Annotated in this window: 22 protein-coding genes; 15 read left to right on the top strand and 7 right to left on the bottom strand. The window is 72.3% G+C overall.

All coding sequences use genetic code 11. The features are described 5' to 3' along the window. Positions 1-22: 22 nt before the first annotated feature. The 10 genes from ACBR40_RS08645 to ACBR40_RS08600 all read left to right on the top strand — a co-directional run bounded on the left by ACBR40_RS08645 (position 23) and on the right by ACBR40_RS08600 (position 9,761). Positions 23-877 (top strand): sugar ABC transporter permease, encoded by an 855-nt coding sequence (locus ACBR40_RS08645; RefSeq protein ID WP_344207324.1) that lies wholly within the window; start codon positions 23-25, stop codon positions 875-877. Beyond that, positions 874-1,707 carry a carbohydrate ABC transporter permease gene (locus tag ACBR40_RS08640; protein ID WP_371248224.1) on the top strand — a complete coding sequence of 278 codons (834 nt, stop codon included), beginning with the start codon at positions 874-876 and terminating at the stop codon, positions 1,705-1,707. The genes ACBR40_RS08645 and ACBR40_RS08640 overlap by 4 nt, the downstream gene beginning before the upstream one ends. A gap of 13 nt (positions 1,708-1,720) precedes the next feature. Then, a complete protein-coding gene (locus ACBR40_RS08635; RefSeq protein WP_344207326.1) occupies positions 1,721-2,959 on the top strand; it encodes a cellulase-like family protein in 1,239 nt (412 codons plus the stop codon). Further along, a complete protein-coding gene (locus tag ACBR40_RS08630) occupies positions 2,956-3,708 on the top strand; it encodes an SDR family NAD(P)-dependent oxidoreductase (RefSeq protein WP_371248223.1) in 753 nt (250 codons plus the stop codon). Before ACBR40_RS08635 ends, ACBR40_RS08630 begins: the two co-directional genes overlap by 4 nt. Before the next feature lie 12 nt (positions 3,709-3,720). Next, positions 3,721-4,866, top strand: coding sequence for a galactonate dehydratase (gene dgoD / locus ACBR40_RS08625; protein WP_371248222.1), 1,146 nt, complete (start codon positions 3,721-3,723; stop codon positions 4,864-4,866). A 118-nt stretch (positions 4,867-4,984) separates the two neighbouring features. Continuing rightward, positions 4,985-5,593 carry an urease subunit beta gene (locus tag ACBR40_RS08620; protein ID WP_371248221.1) on the top strand — a complete coding sequence of 203 codons (609 nt, stop codon included), beginning with the start codon at positions 4,985-4,987 and terminating at the stop codon, positions 5,591-5,593. After that, on the top strand, positions 5,586-7,493 hold the full coding sequence (locus tag ACBR40_RS08615) for an urease subunit alpha (protein ID WP_371248220.1): 1,908 nt from the start codon (positions 5,586-5,588) through the stop codon (positions 7,491-7,493). Before ACBR40_RS08620 ends, ACBR40_RS08615 begins: the two co-directional genes overlap by 8 nt. A 37-nt stretch (positions 7,494-7,530) precedes the next feature. Continuing rightward, a complete protein-coding gene (locus ACBR40_RS08610; RefSeq protein ID WP_371248219.1) occupies positions 7,531-8,205 on the top strand; it encodes an urease accessory protein UreF in 675 nt (224 codons plus the stop codon). 24 nt (positions 8,206-8,229) lie between these two features. Beyond that, positions 8,230-8,931, top strand: a complete 702-nt coding sequence (gene ureG / locus ACBR40_RS08605; protein ID WP_371248218.1) for an urease accessory protein UreG — start codon at positions 8,230-8,232, stop codon at positions 8,929-8,931. 50 nt (positions 8,932-8,981) lie between these two features. Then, positions 8,982-9,761 (top strand): urease accessory protein UreD, encoded by a 780-nt coding sequence (locus ACBR40_RS08600; RefSeq protein ID WP_371248217.1) that lies wholly within the window; start codon positions 8,982-8,984, stop codon positions 9,759-9,761. Here ACBR40_RS08600 and ACBR40_RS08595 read toward each other — a convergent pair. Both ACBR40_RS08595 and ACBR40_RS08590 read right to left on the bottom strand, forming a co-directional pair. Next, complete coding sequence (locus tag ACBR40_RS08595) at positions 9,751-10,962, bottom strand: cytochrome P450 (RefSeq protein ID WP_371248216.1); 1,212 nt, start codon at positions 10,960-10,962, stop codon at positions 9,751-9,753. The two genes, ACBR40_RS08600 and ACBR40_RS08595, sit on opposite strands and share 11 nt — an antisense overlap. Before the next feature lie 215 nt (positions 10,963-11,177). Beyond that, positions 11,178-12,107, bottom strand: coding sequence for an RNA polymerase sigma-70 factor (locus ACBR40_RS08590; protein WP_371248215.1), 930 nt, complete (start codon positions 12,105-12,107; stop codon positions 11,178-11,180). 174 nt (positions 12,108-12,281) lie between these two features. On the opposite strand from ACBR40_RS08590, the gene ACBR40_RS08585 reads away from it, so the two are divergent. Continuing rightward, a complete protein-coding gene (locus ACBR40_RS08585) occupies positions 12,282-13,133 on the top strand; it encodes an SDR family NAD(P)-dependent oxidoreductase (protein ID WP_371248214.1) in 852 nt (283 codons plus the stop codon). Further along, entirely contained in the window at positions 13,130-14,341 is a 1,212-nt protein-coding gene (locus tag ACBR40_RS08580; protein WP_371248213.1) for an NAD(P)/FAD-dependent oxidoreductase, read from the top strand. The genes ACBR40_RS08585 and ACBR40_RS08580 overlap by 4 nt, the downstream gene beginning before the upstream one ends. A 127-nt stretch (positions 14,342-14,468) precedes the next feature. On the opposite strand, the gene ACBR40_RS08575 is transcribed toward ACBR40_RS08580, so the two are convergent. Beyond that, entirely contained in the window at positions 14,469-15,170 is a 702-nt protein-coding gene (locus tag ACBR40_RS08575) for an aspartate/glutamate racemase family protein (RefSeq protein ID WP_371248212.1), read from the bottom strand. 77 nt (positions 15,171-15,247) lie between these two features. Between ACBR40_RS08575 and ACBR40_RS08570 the strand changes: the two genes are divergently transcribed. Continuing rightward, positions 15,248-16,156 (top strand): LysR family transcriptional regulator, encoded by a 909-nt coding sequence (locus ACBR40_RS08570; RefSeq protein ID WP_371248211.1) that lies wholly within the window; start codon positions 15,248-15,250, stop codon positions 16,154-16,156. On the opposite strand, the gene ACBR40_RS08565 is transcribed toward ACBR40_RS08570, so the two are convergent. The 3 genes from ACBR40_RS08565 to ACBR40_RS08555 form a co-directional block, all read right to left on the bottom strand. Beyond that, positions 16,140-16,748: a DUF6461 domain-containing protein gene (locus tag ACBR40_RS08565; protein ID WP_371248210.1), complete on the bottom strand. Its 609-nt coding sequence runs from the start codon at positions 16,746-16,748 to the stop codon at positions 16,140-16,142. The genes ACBR40_RS08570 and ACBR40_RS08565 overlap by 17 nt on opposite strands. Positions 16,749-17,005: 257 nt before the next feature. Next, positions 17,006-18,070, bottom strand: coding sequence for an FAD-dependent oxidoreductase (locus ACBR40_RS08560; protein ID WP_371248209.1), 1,065 nt, complete (start codon positions 18,068-18,070; stop codon positions 17,006-17,008). Continuing rightward, on the bottom strand, positions 18,067-18,930 hold the full coding sequence (locus ACBR40_RS08555) for an NAD(P)H-binding protein (protein WP_371248208.1): 864 nt from the start codon (positions 18,928-18,930) through the stop codon (positions 18,067-18,069). Before ACBR40_RS08555 ends, ACBR40_RS08560 begins: the two co-directional genes overlap by 4 nt. Positions 18,931-19,011: 81 nt before the next feature. Between ACBR40_RS08555 and ACBR40_RS08550 the strand changes: the two genes are divergently transcribed. Further along, positions 19,012-19,965: an Lrp/AsnC family transcriptional regulator gene (locus ACBR40_RS08550; protein ID WP_371248207.1), complete on the top strand. Its 954-nt coding sequence runs from the start codon at positions 19,012-19,014 to the stop codon at positions 19,963-19,965. 114 nt (positions 19,966-20,079) lie between these two features. Next, entirely contained in the window at positions 20,080-20,694 is a 615-nt protein-coding gene (locus ACBR40_RS08545) for a YdeI family protein (protein WP_371248206.1), read from the top strand. Here the strand turns inward: ACBR40_RS08545 and ACBR40_RS08540 are convergent. Then, on the bottom strand, positions 20,682-21,494 hold the full coding sequence (locus ACBR40_RS08540; protein ID WP_371248205.1) for a class I SAM-dependent methyltransferase: 813 nt from the start codon (positions 21,492-21,494) through the stop codon (positions 20,682-20,684). The two genes, ACBR40_RS08545 and ACBR40_RS08540, sit on opposite strands and share 13 nt — an antisense overlap. Positions 21,495-21,501 lie beyond the last annotated feature (7 nt).

Here is a 21,501-nt window from a genome sequence, read left to right as displayed (position 1 = left end):
GTCCGTCGCGCGGCGTCGAACGTTGGCACCTTACGCGTTCATCTCCCCGTTCTACCTGCTGTACGCGCTGTTCCTGGTCGTCCCGATCGGCATCGGCGGCTACCTGAGCCTGACCGAGTGGGCCGGGCTCGGCACTCCGCTGTGGGTGGGGCTGGACAACTACATCCGGCTGTTCGGCGACGCGAGCTTCGTGACCGCCGTCGTCAACACCGTGCTGTACGTGCTGTTCTCGGTGTGCGTCGTGGTGCCGGCCGCGCTGCTGATCGCCCAGGCGCTCAACGCGCGCGGCCTGCGCGGCCGCGACTTCTTCCGGCTGACGTTCTTCGTCCCCGTCGTGCTGTCGCCGATCATCATCGCGCTGGTCTTCACGCTGTTCTACGACCGCGAGTACGGCCTGTTCAACGCCGCGCTCCGGGGGTTCTTCGGCTGGGGCGGCATCGACTGGCTGGGCGAGCCCTCCTGGGCGAAGGTCAGCGTGATGCTGCTGGTGCTGTGGCGCTGGACCGGCTACCTGACGATCTTCTTCCTGGCCGGCCTGAAGAACATCCCGCGCGAGCTGTACGAGGCCGCCGACATCGACGGCGCCGGCCGGGTGCACAGCTTCTTCAACGTCACCCTTCCCATGCTCAAGCCCGTCACCGCGTTCGTCGCCGTCACCGTCATGGTCGGCACCGCGCAGATCCTGGAGGAGCCGATGCTGCTGACCAAGGGCGGCCCGGGCGAGGCGACGCTGTCGGTGGCGATGTTCATCTACCGCGAGGCGTTCACCCGCCAGCAGCTCGGCTACGCGGCCGCGGCCGGCGTCGTGATGTTCGTCATCGTCTTCCTCGTCGGGCGCACCGCCAACGCGGTGTTCGGGGTGGGGAGGGAGAAATGAGCCGCGGCTCGGCGACCCGCCGGCCCCGGCTGGTGTACGTCCTGCTGATCGCCCTCGTGGTGATGTTCGTGGTGCCGCTGCTGTGGGCGCTCAGCTCGTCGTTCAAGCATCGCGGCGACATCTTCACCTACCCGCCGCAGCCGCTGCCGTCGCCGTTCACGCTGGAGAACTACACCCGGCTGCTGGAGACGCAGCCGTTCTGGGGCTGGTTCGCGACCAGCACCATCGTGGCCGTGGTGTCCACCGCGGTGTCGGTGTTCGTGTGCGCGCTGGCCGGGTTCGCCTTCGCCAAATACCGCTTCCGCGGCAAGCGGCTGCTGTTCGACGTGATGTTCAGCTCCATGGCCGTGCCGTTCGCGGTGATCGTCGTGCCGTTGTTCGTCATGCTCGTCAAGGCCGGCGTCACCAACGTCTACTTCAGCCTGATCGTGCCGTGGGTGGCCCCCGCGTTCGGGATCTTCATGATGCGCCAGTACGCCGAGCAGGCCGTGCCCGACTCGGTGCTGGAGGCGGCCCGCATCGACGGCGCGTCGGAGTTCGGGCTGTTCACCCGCGTGGTGCTGCCGCTGCTGCGTCCCGCGCTGGGCGCGCTGGCCGTGTGGGGCTTCCTCAACAGCTACAACAGCTTCCTCTGGCCGCTCATCGTGGTCTCCGACCCGGCCCAGTACACGCTGCCGCTGGGCATCCAGTCGCTGTACGCCGCCGAGGCCCGCCAGGTCGACCTGGTGCTGGCCGGCAGCGTGCTCGCTGCCGTCCCCAGCCTGATCATGTTCATCCTGCTGCGCAAGCAGCTGCTCGACGGCCTGACCGCGGGCGCCGTCAAATCCTGAAGGAGCCGATCTCTTGTCCACGTTGACCATCACGCTCTGGGACTTCACCTGGTACACCAGGACCGGCCCCGGAGAGCCGTTCGAAGACCTGGACCGTGCCTTCAGCGAGGCGGTGGCGCGCGGGTACAACACGGTGCGCGTCTGCGCGATGCCGTACCTGCTGTTCGGGTCCGGGCTGGACACCTCCGCGCTGACCTTCGCCCCCTTCGGCCGCGGCTACGGCCTCCGCACCCGCTGGTACGACGTCCGCGAGACCACCACGCTGGACGGCCGCGCGCACCTGCTGGCGCTGTTCCAGGCCGCCCGGCGGCACGGCTGCCAGGTGATCGTCTCCTCCTGGGAGTACCAGCAGAGCTCCAGCTTCCTGACCGACCCCGCCTGGTACGAGGCGTTGCGCGCGGTGCCGGCCGAGCGTCGCGCGAACGCGCTGGCCGAGGCCCTCGCCGACCTGGTGGACTTCGTGGCCGGGCACGGCCTGGCCGAGCAGATCGCGTTCGTCGAGCTGCACAACGAGATCCAGGCCACCTGGCTCACCGAGGCGCTCGCGCCCGGCGAGTCCCCGGTGCTCGGCCTGCGGCCGTACCTGGAGAAGGCCGTCGACGCTTTCAAGACCCGGCACCCGGACACCCCCGTGACGGTGAACTACGCCCGGGTGCCGCACGGCGAGATGCGCGGCATCCCCGCCAACATCGACGTCGCCGTCTTCCACCCCTACGTCTACGGCGTCCTGGACGAGCTCATCGACACCTTCGCGCTGCGCGACACCTCCGTGCCGTTCCCGCAGGAGCGCGCCCGGCGGGAGCTGCTCCGCCCGGACGCCCCCGACCTCGCGGACTGGCACCCGGAGCAGCGGTGGCGCGGGGCGGCCACGGTGGTGCCGCCCCGCGAGGTCTACCTCCACGACTGGTGCGACCCCGCCCGGTTCGACCGCTGGCTGTACGACCGGCACGCGGGGTACCGATACGGCATGGCCGAGAGGCTGCGCATCTGGATCGAGGTGGCCGCCGACTGGGCCGCCGCCCGCGACCTGCCCCTGGTGTTCGGCGAGGGCTGGGTCGGCTACACCCCGCTGCACGGCACCTTCGAGGAGGGGCCGGTAGGAGCCGGGATCTGCCTGGACGCCGTCCGGCACGCCCGGCGCGTCGGCGCGTGGGGCACCGTGGTCTGCTCGAACGCGGCCCCGCACCACCCGATGTGGGCCGACGTGGACCTGCAGGTCACCGCCAACGCGCTGTTCACGGGGCAGCGGTGAACGGCCGCTTCGAGGCCAGGACGGCCCTCGTCACCGGCGCCGCGTCGGGCATCGGCGCGGCCACCGCCCGCCGCCTGGCCGCCGAGGGGGCGCGGGTGCTGCTGGCCGACATCGCCGACGAGCGGGGCCGCGAGGTCGCCGCCGCGATCGGCGAGCGGGCGGCGTTCGTGCACCTGGACGTGTCCTCCGCGCGCGACTGGGCCGCCTGTCTCGACGAGGTGCGTGACCGGTTCGGCCGCCTGGACGTGCTGCACGCCAACGGCCCAGGGCGGGTGATCCCCGCCCGCCCCGCGCACGAGCTGCCGGAGGCGGACTGGGACCTGCAGATCGACGTCACGCTCAAGGCCGCCTACCTGGCGGCGCGTACGTTCTGCCCGCTGCTGGCCGAGACCTCCGGCGCCCTGGTCGTCACCTCCTCGGTGCACGCCCAGACCGGCATCCCGGGTTGCGCACCGTACGCCGCCGCCAAGGGCGGCCTGCAGTCGCTGACCCGGCAGCTCGCCGTCGAGTACGCCCCCCGGGTGCGCGTCAACGCCGTCGTCCCCGGCCCGATCATGAGCCCCGCCTGGGACGGCATCGACGAGCAGGCCCGCGCCGCCACCGTCGCGGAGACCCCGGCAGGCCGCTTCGGCACCCCCGACGAGGTGGCGGCGGCCGTCGCCTTCCTGGCCGCGCCGGAGGCCTCCTTCATCACCGGCGCCTGCCTCAACGTCGACGGCGGCTGGAGCATCTCCACCACCTCCTCCTAGAACGGACCCCCCATGAAAATCGTCTCGATGGACACCTTCCTCGTCCCGCCGCGCTGGCTGTTCCTGCGCATCCGCACCGACGAGGGCATCACCGGCTGGGGCGAGCCGGTCGTCGAGGGCCGGGCCGAGACCGTCCGGGCCGCCGTCGCCGAGCTGGCCGACCACCTGATCGGCGAGGACCCGCTCCGGATCGAGGACCACTGGCAGGTCCTGACCAAGGGCGGCTTCTACCGGGGCGGGCCGGTGCTGTCCAGCGCGGTCGCCGGCATCGACCAGGCGCTGTGGGACATCGCCGGCAAAGCCGCCGGCCTGCCCGTGCACCAGCTGCTCGGCGGCCCGGTCCGGGAGAAGGTCCGCATGTACGCCTGGATCGGCGGCGACCGCCCCGCCGAGGTGGCCGAGCTCGCCGCGACCCAGATCGAGGCCGGGTTCACCGCCGTCAAGATGAACGGCTCCGCCGAGCTGACCGCCATCGACACCCCGGCCCGCACCATGGAGGTCGTCCAGCGCGTCGCCGCCGTCCGCGAGGCCATCGGCGACCACCACGACCTGGTGGTGGACCTGCACGGCCGGGCCTCCACCGCCATGGCCCGGCGGCTGCTGCCGCTGCTGGAGCCGTACCTGCCGCTGTTCGTGGAGGAGGCGGTGCTGCCCGAGCACTCGCGCAACCTGGCCGCGCTCGCCGCGAGCACCTCGATCCCGCTCGCGACCGGCGAGCGGTTGTACTCGCGGTGGGACTTCCGCGAGGTCATCGGGAACGGCATCGCCGTCGCCCAACCGGACGTCAGCCACGCCGGCGGAATTTCGGAGGTCCGCCGGATCGCCTCGATGGCCGAGACCTATGACGTGACCATGGCCCCGCACTGCCCGCTCGGCCCCGTCTCGCTGGCCGCCAGCCTGCAACTGGCCTTCGCCATCCCCAACTTCCTCATCCAGGAGCAGAGCGTCGGCATCCACTACAACGAGGGCAACGACGTCCTGGACTACCTCGTCGACCCCGCCCCGCTGACCTTCCCCGGCGGGTACGCCACCCGCACCGCCCTCCCCGGCCTCGGCATCGAGATCGACGAGGCCGAGGTGGAGCGGATGGCGCGGCAGGGCCACCGCTGGCGCAGCCCGCTGTGGCGGCACGCCGACGGCTCCTTCGCCGAGTGGTGACGGTTAGGCTCGCCTCACCCTCCCGTCACATCACTCACTGCTGTCACTCAATTACTTTCAGTGAGAGACGAAGGTGAGGTGGCGGGTGCATCTGACTCCCCATGAACGGGAACGCCTGATGATTCATGTGGCCGCGGACGTGGCCCGCAGGCGCAAGGAACGGAAGATCCCCCTCAACTACCCGGAAACGGTCGCGCTCATCACGTCGCACGTGCTGGAGGCGGCCCGGGAAGGCAAGTCCGTCCACGAGATCATGTCCACCGGCAACACGATCCTCTCCCGGGACGACCTCATGCCGGGCGTCGCGGAGATGATCTCCGACCTCCAGATCGAGGCCACGTTCCCCGACGGCACCAAGCTGGTCACCATCCGCGACCCCTTCGCGGATGGTGACCAGGCGCGGTCGCCGCTCCATCCGGGGAAGATCGACCACCCGGCCGGCGCTGTGCCGGTGCCCTTCAACGAAGGCCGCGAGATCACGACGGTGACCGTCACCAACACCGACGACCGCCCCATCCAGGTGGGCTCGCACTACCACTTCTACGAGGCCAACCCCCTCCTCGACTTCGAACGCCCCGCCGCCTACGGCAAGCGCCTGCACATCCCCGCCGGCAGCTCGGTCCGGTTCGAACCCCGGTGCACCCGTACGGTGAAGCTCGTCCCCATCGAGGGCAAACGCGTCGTCGCCGGCCTGCGCGGCCAGGTCGGAGGGCCGCTCGATGGATGAGGCCCCGGACGCAGCCGACGCCACCGCGGACACGCTCGCCGAGCCGGTGGCGGACACCCCGCCGCGCGAGCCCGCGCCCGGCGGGGAGACCCCGCCGATCGACCTGCCGCTGACCCGTGTCCAGTACGCCGACCGCTACGGCCCGACGGCCGGCGACCGCGTCCGGCTGGCCGACACCAACCTGCGCGTCGAGATCACCGAGGACTGGGCCGGCGGCCCGGGACGCAGCGGCAACGAGGTCATCTTCGGCGGCGGCAAGGTGATCCGCGAGTCGATGGGCCAGTCGAGCGCGCCACGTGACCCGGCGCGTCCCGGCGCGCCGCAGCCGCCCGACACGGTCATCACCGGCGCGCTGATCCTCGACCACTGGGGCGTGGTCAAGGCGGACGTCGGCATCCGCGACGGCCGGATCGTCGCGCTCGGCAAGGCCTACAACGACGACACCATGGACCGGCTGCACGACGGGCACGAGCACGCCACCGACTTCCTCATCGGCCCGGAGACCGAGATCATCGCGGGCAACGGCAAGATCCTCACCGCCGGCGGCATCGACACCCACGTGCACTTCATCTGCCCCGAGCAGGTGCACGAGGCGCTCGCCTCCGGGGTCACCACCCTGATCGGCGGCGGCACCGGCCCCGCCGAGGGCAGCACCGCCACCACCGTCACCCCCGGCTCCTGGCACCTCGCCCGGATGTTCGAGGCGCTGGACGCCTTCCCGGTCAACATCGGGCTGCTCGGCAAGGGCAGCACCATGTCCACCGAGTCCCTCTACAACCAGGTGGAGGCCGGCGTCCTCGGGTTCAAGATCCACGAGGACTGGGGGGCCACCCCGGCGGTGCTGCGCCGCTGCCTGGAGGTGTGCCAGGCCACCGGCGTCCAGCTGGCCCTGCACGCCGACTCGCTCAACGAGGCCGGCGCGGTCGCCGACACCATCGAGGCCATCGGCGACCATCCGATCCACGTCTTCCACGTCGAGGGCGCCGGCGGTGGCCACGCCCCCGACATGCTCACCATGGCGGGGCTGCCGAACGTGCTGCCCGCCTCCACCAACCCCACCCGCCCCCTGACCGTCAACACGGTCAAGGAGCACATCGACATGGTGATGGTCTGCCACCACCTCAATCCGCTGGTCGAAGAGGACCTGGCCTTCGCCGAGTCGCGGATCCGGCCCTCCACCATGGCAGCCGAGGACGTGCTGCACGACCTCGGCGCCATCTCGATCATGTCGTCCGACGCCCAGGCGATGGGCCGCATCGGCGAGATGATCATCCGTACGTGGCAGACCGCGCACGTGAACAAGGCCAGGCGCGGCCCCCTGGACGGCGACCAGGGCGGGGCCGACAACCACCGCGCCCGCCGCTACGTCGCCAAATACACCATCAACCCGGCCATCGCGCACGGCATCGACCACGAGGTCGGCTCCGTCGAGGTGGGCAAGCTCGCCGACCTGGTGCTGTGGGAGCCGAAGTTCTTCGGCGTCAAGCCGCACCGGGTGATCAAGGGAGGTCAGATCGCCTACGCGCAGGTGGGCGACGCCAACGCCTCCATCACCACCCCGCAGCCGATCCTGCCCCGGCCGATGTGGGGGGCGACGGGCCGGGCGCCGGCCGCCAACGCGGTCAACTTCGTCACCGAGCACGCCATCCGGGCCGGCCTGGCCGAACGGGTCGGCGTGGGCAAGCCGTTCAAGGCCATCCGCGACACCCGTGGGGTGTTCAAGGCCGACATGCGGGAGAACAACGCCTGCCCCGACATCGACATCGACCCCGACACCTTCGAGGTGGTGATCGGCGGAGCGGAGACCAAGGACGTCAGGACGGAGATCGACGATCAGCCCGTCGACGGCACCCGGTTCGCCGACACGCTGCCCATGGCCCAGCGCTACTTCCTGTTCTGAGCGCTCCCCGATGACGACGGAAGGTGAGCCGCCCACGATGAACCGTGCCGCCCTGCTCGTCCTGGCCGACGGCCGGTTCCCCGCGGGCGGGCACGCCCACTCCGGCGGCGCCGAGGAGGCCGTCGCGGCCGGACGGGTGCGCGACGTGGCGAGCCTGAGGGAGTTCTGCCGCGGCCGGCTGCACACGGCCGGCCTGGTCGCGGCCGGGCTCGCGGCCGCGGCCGCCGCCGGGTACGACCCGCTGCTGCTGGAGGAGGCGGCCGACGCCCGCACCGCCGCCCCCGCCCAGCGGCACACCTCGCGCCGGCTCGGCCGCCAACTGCTGCGCGCCGCGCGGGCCGCCTGGCCGTGCGCCGAGCTGGACGCCCTGGCCGCCGCCTGCCCGCGCGGCGCCCACCAGAGCGTGGTGCTCGGCCTGACCGCCCGGTGCGCGGGGCTGACGCCGCTGGACGCCGGCTACGCCGCGGCGTACGAGAGCATCGGCGGGCCGGTCACCGCGACCGTCCGCCTGCTCCGGCTGGACCCCTTCGACGCCACCGCCGTCCTGGCCCGCCTGTCCGCCGACCTCGACCGCGTGGCCGCGCAGGCGGCCGAGGCCGCGCGGCGGGTCCACACCGACGGAGCCGCCGCGCTGCCGGCCGCCTCGGCGCCGCTGCTCGACATCGCCGCCGAACGGCACGCCACCCGCCCGGCCCGCCTGTTCGCCTCCTGACCACTCCTTCTGCCTGGAGCAGCCATGCACCTCCACCACGACGACACCTTCCCCGAAGGCTCCACGCACGGCCCCGGCGGCTCCACGCGCGGGCGTCCCGGCGGCGGTCATCGCGCCTTGCGCGTCGGGCTGGGCGGGCCGGTCGGCTCCGGCAAGACCGCCACCGTCGCCGCCCTGTGCCGTACGCTGCGCGAACAGCTGTCCCTGGCGGTCGTGACCAACGACATCTACACCCGCGAGGACGCCGAGTTCCTGCTGCGCGAGGCCGTCCTGCCCGCCGAGCGCATCACCGCCGTGCAGACCGGCGCCTGCCCGCACACCGCCATCCGCGACGACATCTCCGCCAACCTCGAAGCCGTCGAGGACCTGGAGGACCGTCTCGGCCCGCTCGACGTGATCCTCATCGAGTCCGGCGGCGACAACCTCACCGCCACCTTCTCCAAAGGGCTCGTCGATGCCCAGATCTTCGTCATCGACGTCGCCGGCGGCGACGACATCCCGCGCAAGGGCGGCCCCGGCGTCACGACCTCCGACCTGCTCGTCATCAACAAGACCGACCTCGCCGTCCACGTCGGCGCCGACCTGGCGGCCATGGCCCGCGACGCCGAGGCCCAGCGCGGCGACCTGCCCACCGTCCTGACCGCGGTCAAGTCCCCGGAAGGCATCACGCCCGTGGCCGGCTGGGTGCGCGCGCGCCTGGCCGCCTGGACGGCGGGCGCCGCATGAGCCGAACGGCCCTGCCGCCCGTGCCGCCACCCGTGCCTGTTCCGCCACCCGTGCCTGCTCCGACGCGGGGCGTGCACGCCACCGCCCGCATCGAGGCGGCCCGCGTGGGAGGCGGCACCGGCCTGCCCGTGCTCGCGGGCGACGGCCCCTTCGACCTGCGCCGTGCCCGCCCGCACGGCGACCAGGCGCGGGTGTGCGTCCTCGGCGTCATGAGCGCCCCCCTCGGCGGCGACCGGCTGCGCATCGAGGCCACCGCCGACCGCGACGCCCACCTGCACATCACCACCGCCGCCGCCACCATCGCCCTGCGTGGCCCCACCGCCGCCCACGCCACCTTCGACGTGCGCCTGAACGTCGCCGAGCACGCCAGCCTGCACTGGGCTCCCCAGCCCCTGATCTCGGCGGCACGCAGCAACCTGCGTCAGAGCTGCACCGTCGACCTGGCCCCGACCGCCCGGCTCCTGCTGCGCGAGGAGGTCGTGCTCGGCCGCTCCGGCGAAGGGCCGGGCCGCCTGTCCACCCGCCTCACGGTCCGCCGCGACGGACGCTCCCTGCTGGAGCAGCAGACCGCGTACGGCCCCGGAGCGCCCGGCTGGGACGGCCCCGCCATCGTGGCCTGCCACCGCGCCGTCGGCCAGATCCTCATCGTCGACCCCGCCCTGGACCGGCGACCGCCCGAGGCCCGCCTGTTCGGGGACGACCCGGCAACCGGTCAGGCCGTCCTGACCCCGCTGGCCGGCCCCGCCGTTCTGATCACCGCGCTGGCCCCGGACACCCTGCACCTGCGCCGCCTGCTGGACGCGGCACAGCCCGCCGCGCTCACCAGGTGACCGGGAGCTCGTGCAGGCCGTAGATGACGGCGTCGGTCTTGTACGGCAGGTCCTCGGCCGGTGCGGCCAGTCGCAGGGTGGGGACGCGGCGGAACAGCGTGTCGAAGACGATCTGCAGCTCCATCCTGGCCAGGTTCTGGCCGAGGCACTGGTGCGGGCCGAAGCCGAAGGCGACGTGGTGGCGGGCCCCGCGCTCGACGTCCAGCTCGCCCGGGTCCTGGAACGCCGCCGGATCCCAGTTGGCCGACAGCATCGAGACGATGACGCCCTCGCCTGCCCGGATCCTCACCCCTCCGATCTCCACGTCTTCGGTGGCCAGCCGGGAGGTCACTCCGTCGGCGATGGTGAAGTAGCGCAGCAGCTCCTCCACGGCGACGGGCGTCCTGCCCGGGTCGGCCTTGATCACGGCCAGCTGCTCCGGATGGGTGAGCAGCCCGACCACGCCGAGCGAGATCATGTTCGCCGTCGTCTCGTGTCCGGCGGTCAGCAGCAGGAAGGCCAGGCTCACCAGGCCCGCGTGGTCGGGGGCGCCCTCCTGGCGTTGCCGGGCGATCTGCCGGCCGAACAGGTCGTCGCCGGGTTCGGACTCCTTGCGGGTGACCAGGTCGTCGAGGTAGGCGCGCAGTTCGGCGAAGGCTTGCCGGCGGCCTTCCGCCGAGGTGCGGCTCACCATCATGGCGGTACGGCTCTGGAAGAAGTCGTGGTCGGCGTACGGGACGCCGAGCAGTTCGCAGATCACCAGGGACGGCACCGGCAGGGACAGCGCCTGCACCAGGTCGGCCGGACGCCGGTCGGCGGCGAGCAGGTCGTCGATGAAGTGGTCGACGATGTCCTGAATGCGTGGGCGCAGCGCGGCCAGCCGCTTCACGGTGAACTCGCCGATCACCCGGCGGCGGGCGGCCGAGTGTTCGGCGCCGTCCATGCCGAGCATCAGCGGCGGCTGGCTGCGCAGCTCCCGCAGGGTGGCCGCGTCGAGGGTGTAGAGCGGGAAGCCGTCCTTGCGCTTGTCCGAGGAGAAGCGGCCGTCGGCGAGGACGGCCCGGGCCTCCTCGTACCCGGAGACCCACCACGCCTCGCCGCCGCCGGCCAGGCGGACCTTGTTGATCGGGGCCTGCTCGCGCAGTCGCTCGTAGGCAGCGGGCGGAGCGAACGGGCAGCTCCGCCCGACGGGCACTTCCAGGTCGGCGACGTTGCCTGTCATGAATGACCTCCCGGTAGTTGTTCTGCTTGTGGCTCCCTCGGGAGCGTGGTGGCGGGACGGCTCGCGCGCAGGCCGGTGGCCAGGCACAGCACGACACCGTGGGCGACCGCCGCGCCGGCGCGCGGAGGTCACGATGACCTGCGGGGCGTCGGTGTGAGGGACGTCGTGCAGGGACGAGCGCACGGCCGGCCGGGTCGATGGTGGTCCGGCCGTGACTACCTCAAGGTGAGGGGCGTCTCGGAGGCGATGCGGGTCAGCTTGCGTGGGTTGCGTACGTAGTAGAGGCCGGTGATGCGGGCGTCCTCGACCCGGGCCGCTATGACGCCGTCGATCTCGCCGTCCACGCGGAGGAGGAGCGCCGGGTTGCCGTTGACCACGGTGGGCTCGCTGGTGAGCGCGATCCGGGTCTTGCCGAGGCCGCCGATGATCATGCGGGCCACCTTGTCGGCGCCGATGACCGGCCGGGGCACGGCCTGCTTGACGCCGCCGCCGTCGCTCACCAGGACGACCTCGGGGGCGAGCACGTCGAGCAGGCCCTGCAGGTCCCTGCTGTCGAGCGCGCGCTGGAACGACGCCACAGCCGCCCGGGCCTGGCCCGGCGAGACCGTCTCGCGGGGCCGCCGGGCGTCGACGTGCCGGCGGGCCCGATGCGCGATCTGGCGTACGGTCGCCGGGGTCTTGCCGACGGCGGCCGCGATCTCGTCGTAGCCGACGTCGAAGACCTCGCGCAGCACGAACACGGCGCGCTCGGTCGGCGACAGCGTCTCCAGGACGAGCATCAGCGCCATCGACACGCTCTCGGCGAGCTCGACGTCCTCGGCCACGTCGGGCGTGGTGAGCAGCGGCTCGGGCAGCCACTGGCCGACGTACTCCTCCTTGCGGCGCTTCATGCTGCGCAGCCGGTCCAGTGCGCGCCGGGTGACGATCCGCACCAGGTAGGCGCGCTGGTCGGACACCTGCTCAAGGTCGACCTTGACCCACCGCAGCCACGTCTCCTGCAGGGCGTCCTCGGCGTCGGCGGCCGAGCCGAGCATCTCGTACGCCACGGTGAACAGCAGGCTGCGGTGGGCGAGGAAGCTCTCGGTCGCCGGGTCCGTCCGGCCATCGTCGGCGATCGGCTCGGTCGTTCCGTTGGGCTCGTTCATGGCTCGCTCCTGCCTGTTCACCCGCACATCCTGCTCCATGCACAAGGCGTCGGCACGCGCCGCCGTGTGACACCTGTGCGCGGTGACACACATCACATGGCTGGTGCTGTCACAAAACTCGCGGCGCCGACGCCGCATGGTCGACCGCTACCGCAGAGAGAACGGAGCACCAAGATGAGCAAGGTCTGGTTCGTCACCGGTTCGTCGCGCGGCCTGGGCCGCGCCTTCGTCGAGGCCGCCCTGTCGCGTGGCGACAGGGTGGCCGCGACCGCGCGGACCGCCGCGAGCCTCGACGACCTGGTCGCCGCCCACGGCGAGGCGGTGCTGGCGCTGGAGATGGACGTGACCGACGAGGCCGCCGTCCGCGAGAGCGTGAAGCGGGCCAGGGAGCACTTCGGCCGTCTCGACGTCGTCGTGAACAACGCCGGCTACGCCCAGGTCGGCGCGGTCGAGGAGTTGACCGGGCAGCAGTTGCGCGACCAGCTGGAGACCAACCTGTTCGGCGCGCTGTGGGTGATCCAGGCCGCGCTGCCCTACCTGCGTGAGCAGGGCTCGGGGCACATCATCCAGCTGTCCTCGGCGGCCGGGCTCATAGCGATGCCGCTCAGCGGCGCCTACAGCGCGTCCAGGTGGGCCCTCGAAGCACTGAACGAAGCCCTCGCCCAGGAGGTGGCCGACTTCGGGATCAAGGTGACCTTGGTCGAGCCCGGCGGCTACGCCACCCGCGCCGGCAAGAACCCCAACCCGCTGGACAACGGCCACGTGGCCGAGCCCGACCCGATCTACGACGGCCTTCGCCGGCGCATCGCCGCCTTCGCGGGGAAGCAGCCCGCGGGCGATCCGGCCGCCGCGGCGCAGGCGCTGCTCAAGCTCGTCGACTCCGACAACCCGCCCCTGCGGGTGCTCTTCGGGCAGGGCTTCTACCCCATGCTCCAGCAGGTGTACGCCGACCGGCTCAAGACCTGGGCCGACTGGCAGGACCTCTCGGCGGAGGCTCAGGGCCCCCTCCCTCAGGAAGACGCATGAAACACCGCATCGTGGTCCTCGGCGCCGGCTATGCCGGGGCGTACGTGGCCGGGAACCTGGCCCGCCGGCTGTCAGCGAAGGACACCGTGATCACCGTGGTCAACGCCGTGCCGGACTTCGTCCAGCGCATGCGGCTGCACCAGCTCGCGGCCGGCCGGGACATCGAGGCTCCGCCGCTGGCCGACGTCTTCGCGGGCACGGGGATACGGCTGCGCCTGGCCCGGGTCACCGCCGTCGACCCCGAGCGGCGAGTCGTCACCGTCAGCGGCGGTGACGAACTCGGCCACGACACGCTCGGCCATGACACGCTCGGCTACGACACGCTCGTCTACGCGCTCGGCAGCCACGGCGCCGGCCACGTGGTCCCCGGAGCGGCCGAGCACGCCTTCGACGTCTCCGCCAGGCCCGCGGCGCTGCGCCTGCGGGAGCGACTGGACGGCCTGGGCCAGGGCGCGAGAGTGCTGGTCGTCGGCGACGGGTTGACCGGCATCGAGGCCGCCACGGAGATCGCCGAATCCCGGCCCGGCCTGTCGGTGGCGCTCGTCGCGCGCGGCGAGCTGGGCGCCCGGCTCTCCGCCGGAGCCCGCGGCCACCTGCGCCGGGCCTGCGGCCGGCTGGGGATCACCGTCCTGGAGCACACCAGCGTGGACGCCGTCGAGGCGACGCGGGCGCTGTGCGCCGACGGGACCGCCCTCGCGTCCGACGCGACCGTGTGGACGGCCGGGTTCGCGGTCAGCCCCATCGCCGCCGCCGGCGGGCTGGAGGTGACCGAGAACGGCCAGATCATCGTCGACCGGACCATGCGGTCGGTCTCGCACCCGGACGTCTACGCCGTCGGTGACAGCGCCCACGCCATGGGCGACAACGGCCGGCCGCTGCCGATGTCCTGCGCGTCGGCCGGCTACACCGGCCGGCAGGCCATCGAGGCGATCGTGGGACGCCTGACCGGGCGCACGGTCGCGACCACCAAACTGGTCTACGCCTACAACCACATCAGCCTCGGGCGGCGGGACGCGATCTTGCAGCTGGTCGACGACGAAGGACGGGCGAAGCCGACCTACCTGGGCGGCCGGCAGCCCGCACGGATCAAGGCGGGCATTCTCGGGATGGCGCTGTGGGCCACGTCGCACCCGACGTACGGCATGCCGACGCGCAGGCACCGCCTGGCTCCCACGCCGGACACGACCGCCGAGAGGATGATCGCCTAGCCGCCTCGTAGGCAGTGGCCCGCGCCGCAACGGGCCTGACCCGTCAACTCTGGACGGTCGTACCGCTCGGGTCGCCGCGGTGCACGAGCGGATGCCGGCGCGGTGGGACGGCCGGGCCCCCAGAGGGTCAGGCCGGCCCGCCGAGCGCCAGTTCGACGGCCGTCTCGACGTGGATGCGGGTGGAGTCGATTACCGGGACCGGGCTGTCGGCCGGACCGACCAGCAGGGTGATCTCGGTGCAGCCGAGGATCACCCCCTGCGCGCCGCGCCGGGCGAGGCCGGCGATGATGCGCCGGTACTCCTCGCGGGAGGAGTCCTCGACGCGGCCCTGGGTCAGCTCCTGGTAGATGACGTCGTGGACGACCGTGCGATCGGGCTCGTCCGGCACCATGACCTCCACGCCGTGGTGACGCATGCGGTCGCGGTAGAAGTCCATCTCCATGGTGAAACGGGTGGCCAGCAGGCCCACCGTGGTGATCCCCGCATCGGCGACGCGGCGCGCGGTGGCGTCGACGAGGTGCACGAACGGCACGTCGACGGCCGCTTCGATCGCGCCGGCCACCCGGTGCATGGTGTTCGTGCACAGCAGCACCATGTCGGCGCCCGCCCGCTCCAAGCTGGTGGCCGCCTCGGCGAGGACGTGCGCGGCGTCGTCCCATCGGCCTTCGCGCTGCATCGCCTCGATCTCGGCGAAGTCGACGGTCAGCAGGATGCTCTTGGCGCAGTGGTGGCCGCCCAGGCGTTCGCGGGTCTCCTCGTTGAGGAGCCGGTAGTACTCGGCGGAGGATTCCCAGCTCATGCCGCCCAGCAGGCCGATCGTTCGCATCATGGGTCCGATCGTGCCGGACGAGGCTGCTCGTAGGTAGCCCTGTACTTGTTGGCTGACACCCAAGCCATACTTATGGCATGGACGTGCAGCGGATGCTGATCTTCCGGGAGATCGCCCGTACCGGGTCGATCGCGGGCGCCGCCCGTGTCCTCGGCTGGACGCAGCCGGCCGTCAGCCAGCACCTGCGCCACCTGGAACGTCAGGCGGGCGCGCCCCTGGTGCTGCGGCGGCCGCGCGGCGTCCAGCTCACCGAGGCGGGGCGGGCCCTGCTGCGGCACGCCGACGCCATCGCCACCCGCATCCAGGCCGCGACCGCCGACCTGGAGGCGATGGTCCAGCTCCGCGCCGGAACCGTACGGCTGGCCGCCTTCCCCTCCGCGGGCGCCACCCTCATCCCCGCCGCGATGAGCCTGCTCGCCGAACGCCACCCCGGCCTCGACGTACGCCTGCGCGCGGCCGAGCCCCCGCAGGCCATCGCCCAGCTCGACGCCGGCGAGGTGGACCTGGCCGTCACCTTCACCCACGCCGGCCAGACACCGCCCGGCAGCGGCGAGCTGACCCGGATCCCGGCCGGGCAGGACCCGCTCCGGCTGGTTCTGCCCCTCACCCACCCCTGCGCCGGCCCGGAGGATACGCCGCTGGACCTGCGCGAGCTCGCGGACGACACCTGGATCGGCGGCTGCGAACGCTGCACGGCCCACCTGCTCCAGACCTGCGAGCTGGCCGGCTTCACCCCCGACATCCGCCACGGCACCGACGACTACGTCCTGACCCAGGCGCTCATCGCCCGCGGCCTGGCCGTCGGGCTGCTGCCCCAGCTGGCCCTGGACGCCGCCCGCGACCCGCGCGTCGCCGTGCGGCCCGTACTGGACGTACGGCCCAGAGCCCTGTACGTCCTGCACCACCGCGAGGCCGAGCAGATCCCCGCCGTCCGCAGCGCCCTGCGCGCGATCCTCGACATCGTCGCCGTCAAGGGACGGGTCTGACGCGTGAGTGCGGCGCGAGGAACCAGTCGGCGGCGATCCCGGTCCCCGTGATGCGTCCGACCAGCGTCAGGGCCGAGCTGATGCTCTCCATCTCCTCCACGCGGTCGTCGAGGACGTCGTCGTCGGAGATCTGGAAGCGCAGCCCGTCCATCAGGCGGTCGAGCGCGTGCGGGTCGCTGCCGGACCGCCGCTCCGGCCAGGTGGGGTCGAAGGAGACGACCATGCGCCCGTCGCGGGCGTAGTCGAAGGAGGCGTGGCTGCCGTACATGAGAAGGCCGATGGCCTCGCCGCCGCCTTCGGTGACGGCGCGTACGCGCTCGCTGTCGGCGTGCGCCGGCACGACGCCGATCCAGCCGCCGACCTCGGCCACCCAGGTGGACCCGTCGTCGATGTTGCGGTCGAGGATCTCGCTCAGGTGGCACGGTGCCCGGGTGGCGAGGTCCAGGTCGAAGGCCGCGGCGAGGGCGTCGAGGCCCACGCCCTTGATCCACATGGCGCTGAAGCCCAGCGCCCACAGGTCCGTGTCGGCATCCAGCCCCTCGGTGAAGAGGGTCGAGACCAGCAGGTCGTGCAGGTAGGTCCGTGACTCCATGAGCCTGGCCCTTCTCTCAGCGGTTCTGGACGAGGTTCGCCTCGTAGGCGGCTGCCGGCAAGAGGACCACGATGGCGGCGTCACCGGACAACGTGGGGATTCACCCCGGTGGCGGGGTCATCGATCAAAGTTCTCCGTGGTGTTCGTCTGTTGTCTAGGTCCTGATGGATCGCCAGGGTGCGGACGGTCCGGGAGGTGATCAACCGGACGCTGTGACGCTGGCACCCGATGCCGGGGCGGCGCAGCTCCGGGATGCCCTACCCGGAGGGCAGGGGGTCCTGGCCGAGGAAGCGGGCGCCGTTGGCGGCGGAGACGCGGACCGCGGCGAACCCGGCGTCGATCATCTCCTGCTCGTACGAGCCCAGCGCCGGGATGAGCGGCCCGCCGCGGGCGAGTGCCGCGCTGAGCGCCGCCGCGTCGCGCAGGGCGAGGTTGGCCCCGGCCCCGGCCGCCGGGCTCATGGCGTGGGCGGCGTCGCCGAGCAGCGTGACGCGGGTGGTCCGCCAGGGCGGGACCGGGACGCTGGTGCGCAGCTCCAGCGGGAAGACCTCGTGCCACTCGCCGATCATCCGCCGGACGAGGGGGTGCCAGCCGTCCGTCATGTCCATGACGAGGGACCTGAGCTGATCCTGCGTCATCACGTCCAGGCCGGATGGGAGGTCTTCGACGCGGGCGCCGAAGGAGCAGGTGGCGTAGTCGCGGGTGCGCCCGACGCCCACCGTGCGGTGGCCCGGACCGGTGATCGCGGTGAACACGTTGTCCATGCCCTCGGCCAGCCGGACGGGGATCTTGCCGTAGAGCTGGACGAGGCCGGTGCCGGCGATGCGGGCGTGCGGCAGGTACTGGCGGCGGACCGCCGAGTTGATGCCGTCGGCGCCGACCAGGACGTCACCTGCGACCGTGGTGCCGTCGTCGAAGCGCGCCGTCACGTGGTCGGCCGCGAGCTGGAAGCCGGTCAGCCGGCTGCCGTACGTGATCGTCTCCGCCACGTCGGCCAGCAGGGCGTCGCGGAGCGTGCGCCGGTCGACCGACAGGTGGCGTCCGCCGTGTTCGACGACGTCGGACTCCTTGAGGGTGGGATCGAAGCGGACGAAGCGGGGGGCGGGCGTGTGGGCGGTGGCGAGGAGGGCCGCGCGCCGTTCCGGTGTCAGCACGCTGGTCAGCGCGTCGATGCCGACGTCGCTGAGGTGCAGGCGGTAGCCCTGGCGGCGGACGAGCGGCGACCGGTCGCGCTCGTGGACGGCCACGTCGATGCCGGCTCCGCGCAGTCCGTTGGCGAGGGCCAGCCCGCCGAGGCCGGCGCCGGCCACGATCACCTTCATCGCGGGTCACCGCCGAAGTCGGCGGCGTGCTCGGCGGCCCACGCCGACAGTCTCGTGGCGGGCGCCCCCGTGATGTCGGGCACCGTGGAGGTGACCTCCGGAGGCGGGGCGGCGGCCATCTTGGCGTAGCCGTCGAGCAACTCGTCGACGAAGTCGTCGGGGAAGCCGGGATCGGCCTGCAGCCGGGCGCGCTCCTGCTCCGGCGTGAGCTCCTGCCAGCGCAGCGGGCGGCCGATGGCCTCGCCGATCAGCCGTACCTGCTCGGCCTGGGTCAGTGCCTCGGGGCCGGTGAGGGTGTGGCGGTGTCCTTCGTGCCCGGTTTCGGTCAGCGCGTGTACGGCCACCGCCGCGATGTCGTCCTCGTGGATCGGCGTCGTCGCCAGCGAGCCGAAGGCCCCGCGGACGCGGTCGCCCGCCCTGATCTGCGCGCTCCACCACAGGGCGTTGGCCATGAAGGTGCTCGGGCTCAGCACCGTCCACTCCATGCCGGACCGCTCGATCAGCTGCTCCACGGTGGCGTGCCAGCGGGCGACCGGGCTGGGCTGCTTCTCGGGCTCGACTCCGGGCAGTACGCCGCCGCCGGTCATGAAGACGACGCGGCGGACGCGGCGCTGGAGCGCCTCGACGATGGGGCGGGCGGGCTCGGCCGAGTGGAAGGGCCACATGAGGAACGCGGCGTCGACGCCGTCGAGAGCGCCGGGCGCGTCCAGGGCGGGAGTGATCACCTCGACGCCCTGGGGCAGCTTCGCGGCCTCTGGGGTGCGGCTCGTGGCTCGTACGGCGGTGCCGCTCCAGGCCAGCCGCTCGGCCACCCTTCTGCCGACGTTGCCGGTCGCGCCGAAGACCAGGTAAGTGCTCATGCGGCAAAGAATCCCTTCGCCGCGGCGGTCACGCACTTCACGCGCCACCTTGTGGCGATAAATCGCGTTTACTGGTGAAGCATGGCGATAACTAGCGCTCTGGACGCACTGGACCACGCTCTCGTGCACGCGCTCCAGATCGACGGCCGCGCCTCCTTCCGTACGATCGCCGACGCGCTCGACGTCTCCGAGCACACCGTCGCCCGCCGCTACCGGAGGTTGCGTGCGCACGGCGTCCTGCGCGTGGCCGGCTGGCTCAACGGCGGGCGCCTCGGCCGTACCTCGTGGTCGGTGCGCCTGGTGTGCACGCCCGACGCGGCGGGCCGGGTGGCCGAGGCCATCGCCCGGCGCGACGACACCTCCTGGGTCCGCCTGCTGTCCGGCGGCACCGAGATCGCCTGCGGCGTCCAGGCGGGCGACGACCAGGACGGCGACGCCCTGCTGCTGAAGAAACTGCCGCGGACCCCGCGCATCGTGGCCATGTCCGCGCACGCGACCCTGCACCTGTTCGCCGGATGGCGCAGCCGGGTCGCGGTGCTCACGGACGAGCAGGCCGAGCGGATGCGGCCCGCGCTGCCGGACGAGGAGGTGGCGCTGAGCGCCCAGGACCACGCCCTGGTGCGCGTGCTGGCCCAGGACGGGCGGGCCGGGATCGGCGAGCTGGCGGCGGCCAGCGGGTGGTCGCCCACGACCGTACGGCGTCGCCTCGGCGAACTGCGAGCCGGCGACATGCTCAGGTTCGACGTCGAGATCTCCCCGCAGGCCCTGGGCTACCACGCCGAGGCCTGGCTGTGGATGAAGGTCGAGCCGTCGGCCCTGGTCGCGGTCGGCGAAGCCATGGCCGCCCACCCCGAGGCCGACGTGGTGGCGGCCACCACCGGCCCCACCAACCTCATGGCCGGGGTGACCTGCCGTGACACGCCCGACCTCTACCGCTACCTCACCGAACGGGTGGCGCCGCTGCACGGCGTGCGTGAGCTGGAGACCGCGCCGGTGATCCGTACGGTCAAGCGCGTGGGCGCCTTGCCGCGCTGAGTTCCGCTGATCGTGCGTCATCGCCGTCCCGTTGGTGGCAACCGGGTCATACCGTAACGTCACCGGCGGAACATACCGGCGGCAAGACGAGATGATCACCAGGGGCGCATGACGATGAGCGACGAACTACCGGAACTGACCGTTACCGACGCCCGAGCCTGGCGGGAGTGGCTCAGCACGCACCACGCCAGCTCGGCAGGGGTGTGGCTGGTCCTCGCCAAGCAGAACACGACCCGGCCCACCAGCCTGACCTATGACCAGGCGCTCGACGAGGCCCTGTGCCACGGCTGGATCGACGGTCAGCTACGACGGCGGGACGAGCTCACCTTCTGCCGGCGCTTCACCCCTCGCGGAAGGCAGAGCGCCTGGTCGGCGCGGAACGTCTCCCTCGTCACCCGGCTGATCAGCGAGGGCCGGATGCATCCGGCCGGAATGACCGAGGTCGAACGCGCCAAGGCCGACGGCCGCTGGGACGCGGCCTACGCGGGACAGGCCGGCATCGAGGTGCCGGCCGACCTGGCCGCCGCGTTGGCCGCGAACCCCCAGGCGCAGGCGATGTTCGACATCCTCACCTCCCAGAACCGCTACGCGGTCCTCTACCGGATCACGAACGCCAAACGCGCCGAGACCCGGGCCCGCCGTATCGCCCAGTTCGTCGACATGCTCGCCCGCGGCGAGACGCTCCACCCGCAGAAGCGCACCCTCGGCGGCACGGCTCAGAATCGGTAGCGGAGGATTCGGGCCCCTTGCCGGGACAAGGCCGTGCTGCGGGCGGTGAGACGGGTCAGCGCGCGCAGGGGTTGCGGGAACCGGGCCACCTCCGGTGCGCGGGTGAGGATCTGCTCCTCGACCAGCTTGAGGCCGGCGCCCCAGGACTCCGGTTCGTGCGGGTCGTCGAAGCCCTGGGCGGCTTTGATGCCGAGTGCCTTGATGGTCGGGTGGTACTTCATGGCCCAGGCCGCGAAGCGGGTGTAGCCGTTGAGCGCGAGCTCGCCCGAAGGGAAATGGGCGGTCAGCGCGCGGGTCATCGCCTGGAAGGTGTCGCCGGGCATGAAGGGCAGCAGCCCCTCGGCGACGATCATCGCCGGCCGGTCGCCGGGGATGGCGGTGAGCCAGTCGGAGCTGGTGAGGTCGGCTCCGACCAGGTGGGAACGGCCGGGCAGACATGCGGCCCGCAGGTGCACCACTTCGGGGAAGTCGATGTCGTACCAGTCGACGCCGGGCGGGGGAGCACAGCGGAACATCCTGGTGTCCAGGCCGCAGCCCAGGTCGAGCACCACGCATCCGGGGTGAGCGGCGGTGTAGGCGCGTACGACCTCGTCGAGCTTCTTGGCGCGCAGCGCCGTGGTGAGGACGAGGTTGGGCTTGACCTTCAGCTTGCCGAAGTCGTAGTCGATGGTGCCGGCCAGGTCGGCGGAGAGCGTGTCGCCGAGGATCGGGCTGGGCTGCCCGGCGTCCAGGGCTCGGGCGTGGAGGGTGAGCAGCAGTGTTTCCTGGATCAGCCCGAGCTTGGGTTGCCAGCGTTGCATGGGGATT

Source organism: Nonomuraea sp. AD125B, assembly GCF_041402765.1.
In the GTDB taxonomy this organism is placed as follows: domain Bacteria; phylum Actinomycetota; class Actinomycetes; order Streptosporangiales; family Streptosporangiaceae; genus Nonomuraea; species Nonomuraea bangladeshensis.
This window is presented reverse-complemented; position numbering and strand designations above follow the sequence as displayed.